General features: G+C 54.4%; 11 protein-coding genes. 1 reads left to right on the top strand and 10 read right to left on the bottom strand.

From position 1 onward, the window contains the following. Position 1: 1 nt before the first annotated feature. The gene (locus Q9245_RS14360) at positions 2 to 679 is read right to left on the bottom strand and encodes a GntR family transcriptional regulator (RefSeq protein WP_305897826.1); all 678 of its coding nucleotides are present in this window, start codon (positions 677 to 679) and stop codon (positions 2 to 4) included. Between the two features lie 265 nt (positions 680 to 944). Between Q9245_RS14360 and Q9245_RS14355 the strand changes: the two genes are divergently transcribed. After that, positions 945 to 1,871: a GGDEF domain-containing protein gene (locus tag Q9245_RS14355; protein ID WP_305897825.1), complete on the top strand. Its 927-nt coding sequence runs from the start codon at positions 945 to 947 to the stop codon at positions 1,869 to 1,871. Positions 1,872 to 1,882: 11 nt separating this feature from the next. On the opposite strand, the gene rluB is transcribed toward Q9245_RS14355, so the two are convergent. The 9 genes from rluB to Q9245_RS14310 form a co-directional block, all read right to left on the bottom strand. Next, a complete protein-coding gene (gene rluB / locus Q9245_RS14350; RefSeq protein ID WP_305897824.1) occupies positions 1,883 to 2,890 on the bottom strand; it encodes a 23S rRNA pseudouridine(2605) synthase RluB in 1,008 nt (335 codons plus the stop codon). A gap of 39 nt (positions 2,891 to 2,929) precedes the next feature. Further along, entirely contained in the window at positions 2,930 to 3,592 is a 663-nt protein-coding gene (gene scpB, locus Q9245_RS14345) for an SMC-Scp complex subunit ScpB (protein ID WP_305897823.1), read from the bottom strand. Between the two features lie 16 nt (positions 3,593 to 3,608). After that, a complete protein-coding gene (locus Q9245_RS14340; protein ID WP_305897822.1) occupies positions 3,609 to 4,436 on the bottom strand; it encodes a ScpA family protein in 828 nt (275 codons plus the stop codon). Between the two features lie 33 nt (positions 4,437 to 4,469). Further along, positions 4,470 to 5,684: a tryptophan--tRNA ligase gene (locus Q9245_RS14335; protein WP_305897821.1), complete on the bottom strand. Its 1,215-nt coding sequence runs from the start codon at positions 5,682 to 5,684 to the stop codon at positions 4,470 to 4,472. Between the two features lie 195 nt (positions 5,685 to 5,879). After that, on the bottom strand, positions 5,880 to 6,752 hold the full coding sequence (gene sucD, locus Q9245_RS14330; protein ID WP_305897820.1) for a succinate--CoA ligase subunit alpha: 873 nt from the start codon (positions 6,750 to 6,752) through the stop codon (positions 5,880 to 5,882). Then, positions 6,752 to 7,918 carry an ADP-forming succinate--CoA ligase subunit beta gene (sucC, locus tag Q9245_RS14325; protein WP_305897819.1) on the bottom strand — a complete coding sequence of 389 codons (1,167 nt, stop codon included), beginning with the start codon at positions 7,916 to 7,918 and terminating at the stop codon, positions 6,752 to 6,754. The genes sucD and sucC overlap by 1 nt, the downstream gene beginning before the upstream one ends. A 195-nt stretch (positions 7,919 to 8,113) precedes the next feature. Further along, positions 8,114 to 9,556 carry a dihydrolipoyl dehydrogenase gene (lpdA, locus tag Q9245_RS14320; RefSeq protein ID WP_305897818.1) on the bottom strand — a complete coding sequence of 481 codons (1,443 nt, stop codon included), beginning with the start codon at positions 9,554 to 9,556 and terminating at the stop codon, positions 8,114 to 8,116. A gap of 35 nt (positions 9,557 to 9,591) precedes the next feature. Then, on the bottom strand, positions 9,592 to 10,815 hold the full coding sequence (odhB, locus tag Q9245_RS14315) for a 2-oxoglutarate dehydrogenase complex dihydrolipoyllysine-residue succinyltransferase (RefSeq protein ID WP_305897817.1): 1,224 nt from the start codon (positions 10,813 to 10,815) through the stop codon (positions 9,592 to 9,594). A 25-nt stretch (positions 10,816 to 10,840) separates the two neighbouring features. Further along, positions 10,841 to 13,678, bottom strand: a complete 2,838-nt coding sequence (locus tag Q9245_RS14310; protein WP_305897816.1) for a 2-oxoglutarate dehydrogenase E1 component — start codon at positions 13,676 to 13,678, stop codon at positions 10,841 to 10,843. Positions 13,679 to 13,776 lie beyond the last annotated feature (98 nt).

Genomic DNA, 13,776 nt, shown 5'->3' with positions numbered 1-13,776 from the left:
ATCAGGCGTTCTCCTCCATGAGAATGGTCAAAATCTGCTGTCGTTGGTGCTCACCGTATTCTTGAATAACCTGCTGAAGCTCGGCTGCATCTTTGGTTGCCGCCGAATCCGCCAGCTTCAAAAACAGCTGGCCGGTTTTTGCCGCCTCACTCGGCCGGTTCTCAAGCACCATGTAATAGGTTCGGCTTATGGCCGGTCGAAAATTTTCGAGGGTTTCCTGCAGGAATGGGTTTTCAACCATCTGACAGGCATTGCGCACTAACTCAAAGCCGGCATCGATAACCTGTTCCGAGTCGTTGCGGGCCCCGTTCAAACCATCCAATAGCGAGGCGTGCGTTCGAACCTGCTCTGCCAATCCACTGATTTCGTGCCCGGACCAACGTTCCAACACCTTTCGCCCCAGCATGCACAGCAGATCAATATAAATATCGTAGAGAGCATTTACCGAGGCGAGGGTCATTTCTGAAACCACCGCCCCCCTTCGAGGGTATATCTCCACCAGATGACGACGCTCAAGTATGAGCAAAGCCTCCCGTACGGAGCCACGACTAACATTCAACTCGCCGGCCACTTTAAGCTCTTGAATACGCTCACCGGGCTCAAGACTGCGAACGACAATGCGTTGACCAATGTGCTGGGCTATCTGTTCAGACAGACTCTCTGGGGCCTCAAATCTCATACTAAAACTGCTCACCTGTGACGTTTTCGCTCAAGCGCGGAAGTTTATCACAGGCGTCCAAAGCCCCCACACCCTTGTCGGACATTTTGATGACAGCCGGTTATCGACCGGCAAACTCTTGCCAAAACATTGACACAAAAGAAGCTTACACCTGTCAAAACGGCAAACAATACGGGTATCTGTCTGGTTTTACTCCATAAAACAGCTTTGGCATCGAAGATGCATAAGTCCGACCATCTCTATTTCCCGGAACGAGCAAACTGCCGTGAAAAACCTGACCACAATCCAGTCTTCCAAATCTAAACCTGCCAAGCTGGCAGCACTTAGACAGGCATTTCAGGCATGGAGCCAAGAGCCGGATCCTCTGGCGCGATTAACCAAGAGACTCTCAACGACTTTATCGCTAGAAAAGCAGCTGGAGATAATCGCGGAAGAAATCTCCGCCATCATTCCCTTCGACTCCATGCAGTATCGCCACAGGATTGCCCGTCAGGACTTTGTTTTTTCTACCGGCGTAGGCGGCCCCCACCGCTGCGAATACCGTCTGTCCCTGGAAGACAGCCATTACGGTTGGCTCACCTTTCACCGGCGTCAAAGATTCAGCGAGGACGAACTGACAGGTTTCGAGATGATGTTGTCGGCCATCATTTGCCCCTTGCGCAACGCTTGCCAATTCATTGCTATCGAACAAGCTGCGTTGACCGATTCGCTTACGGGTATTGGCAATAAGCGGGCGCTGCAGGAAGAATTGACACGAGCAAGCTCCCTTTCAGACCGTTTAAATGCTCCTTGCAGCTTAATCTTGTGCGATCTGGACCATTTCAAGCGCATTAATGACAACCATGGCCACGTGGTGGGTGACCACATACTGGCTAAAGCGGCTGAAAACATAGAACGGGCGATACGAAACTCAGATTCTGTGTACCGCTTCGGCGGGGAAGAGTTTGCAGTCCTGCTGCCTCACACGGATATTCAGGAAGCCAGAACCGTGGCGGAGCGCATTCGAGTGGCGCTGGAAAGCATCCGGGTGGACGGAGGGGAAACACCGATTACGGTAACCGGCAGCTGCGGTATTGCAGCCCATCTAACCAACGAGCAGTCCGAACAATGGCTGGCACGCGCCGATGAGGCGCTGTATCAAGCTAAAGCCGGCGGCCGCAACTGCAGCCGCGTCTTTGCCTCTATACCTTAGCGGATCCGGGGTTAAGAACCCCGGTTGTTCCGAGCCGGGCGAGATCCGCCAGCCGTCTTCTTTTTGACGTCCCGCTTGGCTTTTGGCTGCCCTGCATCGCTGACCTGCCAACTACCGCGCTTGGATTTATGCACGGATCGACCCGGGCTCTTGCGCAGCTTCCGGTCATGTTCAGCCTGCTCTCCCGGGGTTTTCTGAGGGACAGGCACCGATTGCAGTTCGACAGTACGGCTGAGCAAATCAACCGCTTTCTGATCCAGCTCTTCCCACTTGCCCAAGGACAAACGACTTGGCAGGAAGATTGGACCATAACGAACACGTTTCAGCCTGCTCACTCGAACGCCCTGAGACTCCCAAAGCCGACGGACCTCACGATTACGGCCTTCGAGCAAGGTGACATGGAACCATTTGTTCATGCCGCTGCCACCCGCTTCGGAGATATCGGAGAACTGGGCCATACCATCTTCCAGCAGAACGCCCTGAAGCAGACGCTGAATCATGGCTTCGTCCACTTCGCCAAACACCCGTACCGCGTATTCACGGTCGATTTGGCGAGAAGGATGCATCAAACGGTTTGCCAACTCACCATCGGTGGTGAACAACACCAAGCCGGTGGTGTTCAAATCAAGACGCCCGATTGAGATCCAACGCTGGTCTTTCAAGCGTGGCAATCGGTCGAACACCGTTGGCCGGCCTTCCGGATCTTTGCGGGTGGTGACTTCGCCTTCCGGCTTGTTATAAATCAGCACTCGGCGAACAACCTGGCCAGCCGATGAGACATCCAGTTTTTTGCCATCGAGCTCAAAGGTATCTTCGATCGTTGCTTTCTGGCCGGGCACTGATGGTTGGCCATTAACCAGCAAACGGCCGGCATCCATCCAGCCTTCTATCTCCCGGCGAGAACCTACGCCGGCGCGGGCCAAAAGCTTCTGAATGCGCTCAGGGCCTTCAGTCAGTGATTTATCACCCTGTGCGACCTTTTTGCCTGCACGTGGTTTTCCGGGGCTAGATGCCGCCATGTATTCTTTCCTTCCTGAGTATCTGATGCCTTCGAGGCGTCAGTGAATTGTCTGCTCTGAGGGCGATTCGACTGGTTCCTGCACTTCGGCGGCCTCGCTGTCTGGTGAGGGGCCGTCCGCTTCAATCTCGCCCTGCATATTCTTTTCAATCTCACGCCCGATCTCTTCCAAATCCCGCACCTCTGATAAAGCGGGCAACTCGTCGAGACCGGCGAGATTGAAGTAATCCAAAAACTGTTTGGTGGTGGCATACATGGCCGGTCTGCCCGGTACATCACGGTGCCCCACAACCCGAACCCACTCTCGCTCAAGCAGGGTCCGAATGATATTGCTGCTTACCGTAACACCGCGAATTTCTTCGATCTCGCCGCGAGTGATGGGTTGCCGGTAAGCGATCAGCGCCAGCGTTTCCAACAATGCCCGGGAATACCGCTGCGGTTTTTCTTCAAACAGCCGGGCTACCCATGGCGCAAACTCTTCCCTCACCTGCAGCCGGTAACCGCTGGCCACTTGTTTCAATTCAAACCCACGGCCCTCGCATGCGTTTCCCAGCAACTCCATGGCCTGTTCCATAACCTGCCGGGTGGGCCGTTCGCTCTCCAGAAACAAATCCCGGAGTTGCTCAACCGACAAAGGCTTGCCTGCAGCTAACAAAGCTGCCTCCGCAATCGCCTGAATTTTGACAAGTTCGTCTGAGTTCATGGTCGTCGATTATCCTTCAGCTAACAGCCCGAGCCCTGACATGAATAGGGCCAAGCACCTCGGCCTGGACCAGCTCGATCAACTGCTCTTTCACCAATTCAAGCGTGGCCAGAAAACTCACCACCACGCCAAGCCGACCTTCTTCGACCGAAAACAGGCTTTCGAAAGTAACGAAACGATCTCCCTGCAACAGAGACAAGATATGCGACATGCGCTCTCGCGTAGACAGGCGTTCTTTCTCAACATGGTGACTGGTAAACAAATCTGCGCGTTTCAGCACCCCCTGGAGCGCGAGAATCAACTCTCGCATATCCACATCCGGATGCGGCTGACTCGAAGGCAGTTTAGGCAAAGCGCCCGAACCTATAAACGTGTCACGCTCCACGCGCGGCATCTGATCAATGTCTTCAGCGGCCTTTTTGAATCGCTCGTATTGCTGCAGGCGTCGAATCAGTTCGGCTCGAGGGTCCAGTTCGTCGTCATCGTCACTTTCCTGGCGCGGCAAAAGCATGCGGGATTTGATCTCGGCGAGCGTGGCCGCCATAACCAGGTATTCGGCCGCCAGCTCGAAGCGCATCGATTCCACCGCTCCGATGTACTCCATGTACTGACGGGTTATTTCACTGACATCGATGTCCAGAATGTTCATGTTCTGGCGCCGAATCAGATACAGCAACAAATCGAGAGGCCCTTCAAAGGCCTCGAGAAAGACTGCCAGGGCATCAGGCGGTATGTAGAGATCCTTTGGAACATCGACCAGCGGCTTGCCCGACACCAGAGCGAGGGGCACCTGCTCCATCTCGTTCGACGAAGCGTCGATTGGCTCCTTAATCTCGTCGGTCATACCACCGTCGCCCGTTTCCATGAATGGCCCGACTCAGCGGTAACTGAGCCCCATGGCTTCCCGAACTTCTTCGAGGGTGTCTCTAGCGGCATCCCGCGCGCGCTCCCGTCCTTCCTGGAGAATTGAGTACACCAAATCCGGATCGTCTTCGTATTCTTTAGCCCTTTCGTGCAGTGGCTTCTGCTCTTCCACGATGGCGTCGATTAAGGGCGCTTTACATTCCAGACACCCGATGCCGGCACTGCGGCAACCTTCCTGTACCCAAGCACAGGTTGCTTCGTCGGAGTAGACCTTGTGCATGCCCCAAACCGGGCATTTCTCGGGCTCACCCGGATCGGTTCTGCGCACACGCTGTGGGTCGGTCTGCATCGTGCGGATTTTCTGGGCAACGCTATCCGGCGCTTCGCGCAGGCCAATGTAGTTGTTGTACGACTTGGACATTTTTTGCCCGTCGAGCCCGGGCATTTTGGATTCCGGGGTCAACAATGGCTGGGGTTCCGGCAGGATCACCTTGCCGCCGCCTTCGATGTAGCCATACAAGCGCTCACGGTCACCCAACGAAATGTTCTGCTGCTCTTTCAGCAAGGCACGCGCGATTTCCAACGCCTCGGTACTGCCTTCTTCCTGATAACGTTTTTTCAGCGAGCGGTACAGCTTGGCGTTTTTCTTACCCATTTTGACAATGGCTGCCTCGGCAAGCTCTTCAAACCCGGGCTCTCGGCCATAGATGTGGTTAAAGCGGCGGGCAATCTCACGGGTAATTTCCACGTGGGAAACCTGATCGGCTCCAACCGGCACCTTGCCGGCGCGGTACATTAAAATATCCGCGGTTTGCAGCAACGGATACCCCAGGAAACCGTATGTGGCGAGATCCTTCTCGCGCAACTTTTCCTGCTGATCTTTGTAGGTCGGGATTCGCTCAAGCCAGCCCAGCGGGGTAATCATGGAAAGCAGCAAATGCAGCTCGGCGTGTTCCGGAACCTGGGACTGGATAAACATTGTGGACGAGCCCGGGTTTACTCCGGCGGCCAACCAATCCACAACCATGTCCCAGACACTTTGCTCAATGCCGGACGGATCGTCGTATTGCGTGGTTAACGCGTGCCAATCGGCAACGAAGAAGAAGCACTCGAATTCGTGCTGGAGTTTAACCCAGTTTTTCAGCACACCGTGGTAGTGGCCGAGGTGAAGCTTGCCGGTCGGACGCATGCCGGACAAAATTCTTTGCTGGGAATCGACGGAACTCAAAGCACAAACTCCTTCTTTCTATTTATAAAGCGCCTGAATGAACGTGAAACCGCGGGTTTCAGAATCAGGCTGACCGGGCATTATAGTCTTAACACCCCCTTGCGTTAAACAAACAGGATTAAAACATTCGCCTTCAAACGACAAACCCCCGGCATTCTTTCGAATCCGGGGGTTTGTCTCAGGTTGTGAAAAGGCTTACCAGCCAGTCACTTCCTGCAAAGCCTTGCCGATTTCAGCCAGGCTGCGCACGGTTTTAACACCGGCGTCGTTCAGGGCTGCGAATTTCTCGTCCGCGGTGCCCTTACCACCTGAAATGATGGCACCTGCGTGGCCCATACGCTTGCCTGGAGGCGCAGTGACGCCGGCAATGTAGGAAACAACAGGCTTAGTGACGTTATCTTTGATGAAGGCTGCCGCTTCTTCTTCAGCAGTACCACCAATTTCACCAATCATCACAATGGCTTCTGTCTGCGGATCGTCCTGCAGCAGCTTCAGGATATCGATGAAGTTGGAGCCCGGGATCGGGTCACCACCAATACCTACGCAAGTAGACTGACCGTAACCGAAGTCAGTGGTCTGCTTGACCGCTTCGTAAGTCAGGGTGCCGGAGCGGGATACGATACCGACCTTACCTGGCTTGTGAATGTGGCCCGGCATGATGCCGATCTTGCTTTCGCCCGGAGTGATAACACCTGGGCAGTTAGGCCCGATCATGCGCACGCCTTTACGATCAACGTATTCTTTGGCGTACAGCATATCGATGGTCGGGATACCTTCGGTGATGCACACGATCAGTTCGAGGCCGGCGTCTGCCGCTTCGATGATGGCATCTTTACAGAACGGTGCTGGCACGTAGATAACGGTAGCCTGAGCACCAGTCTGTTCTACGGCTTCACGCACGGTGTTGAATACCGGCAGACCCAAGTGAGTAGTACCGCCCTTACCCGGGCTAACGCCACCAACCATTTTGGTGCCGTATTCGATAGCCTGCTCAGAGTGGAAAGTACCCTGTGCGCCGGTAAAGCCCTGGCAGATTACCTTGGTGTCTTTATTAATCAGGATGCTCATTATTTACCCCCTGCGGCTTTAACAACTTGCTCAGCAGCGTCAGCAAGGCTGCTTGCGGCGATGATGTTCAAGCCACTGTCAGCCAGAACTTTGGAACCCAGCTCAGCGTTGTTACCTTCAAGGCGAACAACAACGGGTACTTTAACGCCTACTTCTTTCACTGCGCCGATGATGCCTTCAGCAATCATGTCGCAACGAACGATACCGCCGAAGATGTTAACCAGAACGGCTTGTACTGCATCGTCAGACAGGATGATCTTGAACGCTTCGGATACACGCTCTTTAGTCGCGCCGCCGCCTACGTCCAGGAAGTTGGCCGGCTTACCGCCAGACAGCTTGATGATGTCCATGGTACCCATGGCCAGCCCAGCGCCGTTAACCATGCAACCGATGTTGCCTTCAAGCGCAACGTAGTTCAGTTCCCAGGCAGCCGCTTCCGCTTCACGGGCGTCTTCCTGTGAAGGATCGCGCATTTCCTGCAGCTTCTTCTGACGGTACAGAGCGTTGCCGTCTGCGCCGATTTTTGCGTCCAGGCAGTGCAGATCACCAGCCGGAGTGATCACCAGCGGGTTAATTTCCATCAATGCCAGGTCGTAGTCTTCGAACAGCTTCGCCAGACCCATGAAGATCTTGGTGAACTGACCGATCTGCTTGCCTTCCAGACCCAACTGGAACGCCAGATCGCGGCCCTGGTATGGCTGAGGGCCTACCAGCGGATCAATTTCTGCACGCAGGATCTTTTCCGGAGTTTCTTCAGCAACCGTTTCAATCTCAACGCCACCTTCGGTGGACGCCATGAACACGATACGACGAGTACCACGGTCGACAACGGCACCCAGGTAAAGCTCCTGATCGATGTCAGTCAATGACTCGACAAGAATCTTGCTAACAGGCTGACCGTTTTCGTCGGTCTGGAAAGTCACCAGATTCTTGCCCAACCACTGTTCGGCAAATGCACGGATGTCGTCTGTGTTCTTGACCAGCTTTACGCCGCCAGCCTTACCACGGCCACCAGCGTGCACCTGTGCTTTGACAACCCAGCTGTCGCCGCCAATTTTTTCGGCCGCTGCAACTGCTTCTTCCGGGGTGTCACAGGCGATGCCTTGTGAGACAGGCAGGCCGTATTCAGCGAATAGCTGTTTGCCCTGATATTCATGCAAATTCATAGTTAATGTCCCGCTATTTGATGGAGGATAACCACGTACGGAGAAGAACCCGCTGCTTCCCTCATGGGAAGTCTTAAATGCGAATTCGGTTTGATGAGCAGGGGATCACCTCAGCTCATCATGTCCGCAACCAGAAATCGGTTGTTGTTATAGCGAAGGGGCGCTCTTTCGGGCGCCCCTTGCTTCTGGTCTGCGTTACTTCTTTTTGCGACGGTTGGCGACGTGAATCGCCCCGCCCGCAACGGCCAGAGCGGCTTCATGCACAGACTCGGACAGAGTCGGGTGCGCAAAGCACGTCAAGGCCAGATCTTCAGCGGTAGAACCGAACTCCATGGCGATCACGCCCTGAGCTACGATTTCTGACGCCTGCGGCCCCACAACGTGGAAGCCAAGAATGCGGTCCGTCTTCGCATCTGCGATGATCTTGACCAAACCACCGGTGGCGTTGGCTGCCATAGCACGACCGTTTGCAGCGAACGGGAAAGTACCAACGTTGTACTCTTCCCCTTCGGCCTTCAGCTGCTCTTCCGTTTTACCGACCCAAGCAACTTCCGGAGCCGTGTATATCACGTTCGGAATGCAGTCGTAATTAACCTGAGGCTTGTGGCCTGCGATACGCTCAGCAACCATGACACCTTCTTCAGATGCCTTGTGTGCCAGCATCGGGCCACGAACGATATCACCAACCGCCCACACGCCAGGCGCTTCGGTTTTGCACTTGTCGTCAACAAAAATGAAGCCGCGCTCGTCGAGACTTACGCCGGAGTCTTCAGCCAGCAGCCCGTCGGTATAAGGACGACGGCCAACCGCAACGATCAGCTTGTCGAACTTCGCTTCCTGCTTGCCTTTGGAATCTTCGTAGCTGACGTTTACCAGCTTACGCTTCACCTCGGCACCCGTCATACGAGCACCGGTGATGATGTCCAGGCCCTGCTTCTTGAACTGCTTGAGTGCGTCTTTGGCAATCTGCTGATCAACCACTGGCAGGAAGTTGTCTTGCGCTTCCAGAATGGTCACTTCGGAGCCCAAGCGCGCCCAAACACTGCCCAGCTCGAGGCCGATAACGCCGGCACCGATAACGCCCAAACGCTTAGGCACTTCGGTGAACTCAAGTGCACCTTCAGAATCGACGATGTACTCGCCGTCAAACGGCGCAGGTGGAATTTCAACCGGCTTTGAACCGCTCGCCAGGATGACGTTTTCAGCTTCGTAAGTCTTGGTTTTGCCGTCTTTATCGGTCACTTCTACCTTGCGACCGTTCAGCAACTTGCCATGACCGTGGATCGACGTTACGCCGTTGGCCTTGAACAGACCGGCGATGCCGCCGGTCAACTGCTTAACGATACCCGCCTTGCGCTCCATCATTTTGGCCACATCGATATCGACGCTCTTGGCCAAAATACCCATGGACTCGTAATCGTGGCTCGCTTCTTCGAACTTGTGAGTCACTTCCAGCAGCGCTTTAGAAGGAATACAACCTACGTTCAGGCAGGTTCCACCCAGCACCTGGCTCTTACCGTCTTCGGCAGTCCAGGACTCTACACATGCAGTTTTCAGGCCCAGCTGGGCAGCCTTGATAGCCGCCACATAACCGCCGGGGCCGGCACCAATGACAATGACATCGTACTTATCGGACATAATTATTCCTGTTCTCAGATTCGTTGCGTATCAGCTTACACGTCCAGCAGGATGCGCGCCGGGTCTTCAAGCATTTCCTTGATGGCTACCAGGAACTGAACAGCGTCTTTGCCGTCAATCATACGGTGATCGTATGACAGCGCCAGGTACATCATCGGCAAGATCTCAACCTTGCCGTTCACCGCCATCGGGCGCTCCTGGATCTTGTGCATACCAAGAATAGCCGTTTGAGGCGGGTTCAGGATTGGCGTAGAAATCAACGAACCAAAAATACCACCGTTGGTGATGGTGAAGGTACCGCCGGTCATATCTTCAATACCCAGCTTGCCACCTTTGGCCTTGGTACCGTATTCAACGATCTTCTTCTCGATATCCGCCAGACCCATTGCGTCAACATCGCGAAGCACAGGTACAACCAGACCACGCTCGGTCGATACGGCAACGCCGATATCCTGGTAGCCGTGGTAAACCATGTCGTTGCCATCGATCGAGGCGTTAACCGCCGGGAAACGCTTCAACGCTTCGGTTGCCGCTTTGGCGAAGAACGACATGAAACCCAGTTTGATGTCGTGGCGCTTAACAAAGCTGTCCTGATACTGCTTACGCAGTTCCATGATCGGTGCCATGTTCACTTCGTTGAACGTGGTCAACATAGCAGCAGTCTGCTGAGCTTCAACCAAACGCTTGGCGATGCTTGCACGCAAACGGGTCATCGGAACACGCTTCTCCGGGCGCTCACCCGGTGCAACGTTTACTTCCGGTGCAGCGGCAGGCTTAGACGCAGAAGAACCTGACGACTTTTTGCTATCGATGTGGCTCTGTACGTCTTCTTTGGTAACACGACCGTCTTTGCCGGTACCCTTAACAGCGGCCGGATCAACGTTGTTCTCGTCGGCCAGCTTACGCGCTGCCGGGCTCAAAATCGCGTCACCGGATGCAGGAGCCTCTTCGCTCTTCTCGGACGCTTCTTCGTCCTTGCTGCTATCGGCCTTGCTTTCTGCCGGTTTGGATTCACCAGCGGCACCTTCTTTAAACTTACCGATCACTTCGCCGCTTTCGCAGGTATCGCCTTCGGCTTTTACGATTTCTTCAATCACACCGTCAGCCGGAGCAACCACTTCGAGCACGACTTTGTCGGTTTCGATATCAACAATCAGCTCGTCACGTGAACAGGCTTCGCCTGGCTGCTTGTGCCAAGTCGCGACGGTGCCTTCGGCGACCGACTCAGGGAAAACTGGGGCTTTAATCTCTGTTGTCATTACAATTCCTTAGCTCGGTAGCTCGTCAGATTTCGAACGCGTCGTTAACCAACTTCTTCTGTTCTTCGATGTGGACAGACATGTGACCACACGCAGGAGCAGCAGAAGGCTCACGACCGGCATACTGAAGGTGGAGTTTTGGGTTCAGGCGCTGCAGCGCATTGCGCATATGGTGCTGACTTGGGTACCAGGCACCCTGGTTCATGGGCTCTTCCTGACACCACACCACAGATTTCAGCTTCGGATACTGACCCAGAATTTCATCCAGATCATCCGCCGGGAACGGGTAAAGCTGCTCAATACGAACCAAAGCCACGTCATCACGCTCATCTGCCTTCTTTTTATCCAGCAGATCGTAAAACACCTTGCCGCTGCACATGATGAGACGAGTTACCTTCTTCGGATCCGGCAGATCCTTTTCAGGCAACACGGTCTGGAATGTGCCAGAGGTCAAATCGTCCAGGTTTGAAGTCGCTTCTTTGTGACGCAACAAACTCTTCGGCGTAATGGCGATCAAAGGCTTGCGCAGCGGCCGCTTAACCTGGCGACGCAGCATATGGAACACCTGCGACGGAGTTGTTGGTACACATACCTGAATGTTGTGCTGAGCGGAAAGCTGAAGGAAACGCTCCAAGCGAGCAGAGCTATGCTCAGGCCCCTGCCCTTCATAACCGTGCGGCAACAGAAGTGTCAGACCGCACAACCGGCCCCACTTGTGTTCGCCACTGGTCAGGAACTGGTCGATAACCACCTGAGCACCGTTGGCGAAGTCACCAAACTGCGCTTCCCAAATGATCAACGCGTCCGGCTGAGTGGTTGCATAGCCGTATTCGAACGCCATAACCGCTTCTTCAGACAGCAGCGAGTCATAAATATCGAAATTCGGCTGGTCGTCCGACAACGCCTGAAGCGAGATGTGGGAGGATCCGTCTTTCTGGTTGTGCAACACCGCGTGACGGTGGGAGAAGGTACCACGACCCACGTCCTGACCGGTCAAGCGAATCTGGTGGCCTTCGTTGAGGAGTGTCGCGTACGACATCATCTCACCGTAACCCCAGTTCAGCGGAAGAGCGCCAGCGGTCATTTTCTCGCGATCGTTGACGATCTTGGATACCTGACGCTGCACACTGAATCCTTCCGGAACCTGCGTCAACTTCGTACCCAGCTTCTTGATCGTTTTAGCCGCTACGCTGGTTTTACACTTGGCTGTCCACTCATGGCCGAGGTAAGGCGTCCAATCCACGTACAAATCTTTGTTGGGCTCTTGTACCAACGACTTGACGACATGCTCGCCATTATCGAGTGCATCCCGGTACTCTGTTTCCATCTGCTTGACTTCATCCTCATTGAGGATACCGTCCTGCATCAAACGGTCAGCGTAGATATTGCGGGTGGTTTTCAGCTTACGAATCTTTTCGTACATCAACGGCTGGGTAGCAGCCGGCTCATCCGCTTCGTTGTGGCCACGACGGCGGTAGCAAACCAGATCGATTACGACATCACGCTTAAACTCATTGCGGTAATCAACCGCCAAGTGAGTTGCGAACATCACCGCTTCAGGATCGTCTGCATTCACGTGAAGAATAGGTGCCTGCACCATCTTCGCCACGTCAGTACAGTATTCTGTAGAGCGGGCGTCTTCCTGCCGGCTGGTGGTAAAGCCAACCTGGTTGTTGATCACGATGTGGATGGTACCACCGACTCCAAAGCCCCGGGTCTGGGACATCTGGAAGGTTTCCATCACCACGCCCTGGCCGGCAAAAGCCGCATCGCCGTGCATAACGATCGGCAACACCTTGCTGCCATCTGTGTCGTTACGACGATCCTGACGCGCTCGAACCGAACCCACAACAACCGGAGCAACAATTTCCAGGTGCGACGGGTTAAACGCCATTGCCAGGTGCACTTCACCACCCGGAGTCATGACGTTCGACGAGAAGCCTTGGTGATACTTAACGTCACCAGAGCCGGAATCCGCGAGTTTCTTACCCTCGAATTCATCAAACAATTCTTTCGGGTTCTTACCGAGCGTGTTAACCAACACGTTCAAACGACCACGGTGCGCCATGCCCAGCACGATCTCTTTGGCGCCGTATGATCCGGCACGCTGAATCAATTCGTCGAGGCAAGGAATCAGGCTCTCACCGCCCTCAAGACCGAAACGCTTAACACCCGGGTAACGGGAGCCCAGATACTTCTCAAGCCCTTCAGCAGCGGTCAGGCGCTCCAGAAGATGCTTGCGTGTTTCAGGCTCGTACTGAGGACGGGAACGTACCGGCTCCATGCGCTGCTGGAACCACCGCTTGATGCGGGTATCCACCACGTGCATGTATTCTGCGCCGATACTTTGACAATAGGTTTGGCGAAGCCCGTCGACAATGTCTTTGAGCTTCATCGTTTCGGAACCGAAGCTCAAAGAGCCGGTCTGAAACTCGAGATCCAGATCGGATTCATTCAGCTCGTGAAAAGCCGGATCAAGATCTTCTACGGGTTCACGCTGCCAGACACCCAGAGGGTCAAGCTTGGATTCCTGGTGTCCGCGGAAACGATACGCGTTGATCAGCTGAAGAACACGAATCTGCTTTTTGTCAGCATCGGATGTGGCGCTGGCCGGAACGCCGCCACTGGCCAAAAAGCGCTGATTACGCGAGATGTGTTCAAACTGTTCACGGATCGTCGAGTGGATAACGTCACGACCTTGTTGGCCATCGACACTCGGGAGCTTATCGAAGTAGCTCCGCCACTCTTCAGGAATAGCATTGGGGTCTGTCAGGTAGGTTTCAAAAAGCTGTTCAACATAGGCTAGATTTCCACCCTGCAAGTGGGAAGTCTGCCATAACTGCTCCATGATGCTTTCGTGCATTTTGAATAGCTCACCTTGGCTGGTGCGGGGGAGCGGGTATGGTCGGCCAGTGGTATTTTCCAGTCAATACGGGTTATTACGGCATGACAACCGGATAC

Origin of the sequence: Marinobacter sp. MDS2, from assembly GCF_030718085.1 — a bacterium.
GTDB lineage: Bacteria > Pseudomonadota > Gammaproteobacteria > Pseudomonadales > Oleiphilaceae > Marinobacter.
Note: the sequence above shows the minus strand (reverse complement) of the source record. Positions and strands in the feature narration are given on the sequence as shown.

Coding starts and splice junctions, on each gene's coding strand:
- Q9245_RS14360 (WP_305897826.1), bottom strand. CDS start 679: ATGAGATTTGAGGCCCCAGAGAGTCTGTCTGAACAGATAGCCCAGCAC.
- rluB (WP_305897824.1), bottom strand. CDS start 2,890: ATGGCGGCATCTAGCCCCGGAAAACCACGTGCAGGCAAAAAGGTCGCA.
- scpB (WP_305897823.1), bottom strand. CDS start 3,592: ATGAACTCAGACGAACTTGTCAAAATTCAGGCGATTGCGGAGGCAGCT.
- Q9245_RS14340 (WP_305897822.1), bottom strand. CDS start 4,436: ATGACCGACGAGATTAAGGAGCCAATCGACGCTTCGTCGAACGAGATG.
- sucD (WP_305897820.1), bottom strand. CDS start 6,752: ATGAGCATCCTGATTAATAAAGACACCAAGGTAATCTGCCAGGGCTTT.
- sucC (WP_305897819.1), bottom strand. CDS start 7,918: ATGAATTTGCATGAATATCAGGGCAAACAGCTATTCGCTGAATACGGC.
- lpdA (WP_305897818.1), bottom strand. CDS start 9,556: ATGTCCGATAAGTACGATGTCATTGTCATTGGTGCCGGCCCCGGCGGT.
- odhB (WP_305897817.1), bottom strand. CDS start 10,815: ATGACAACAGAGATTAAAGCCCCAGTTTTCCCTGAGTCGGTCGCCGAA.
- Q9245_RS14310 (WP_305897816.1), bottom strand. CDS start 13,678: ATGCACGAAAGCATCATGGAGCAGTTATGGCAGACTTCCCACTTGCAG.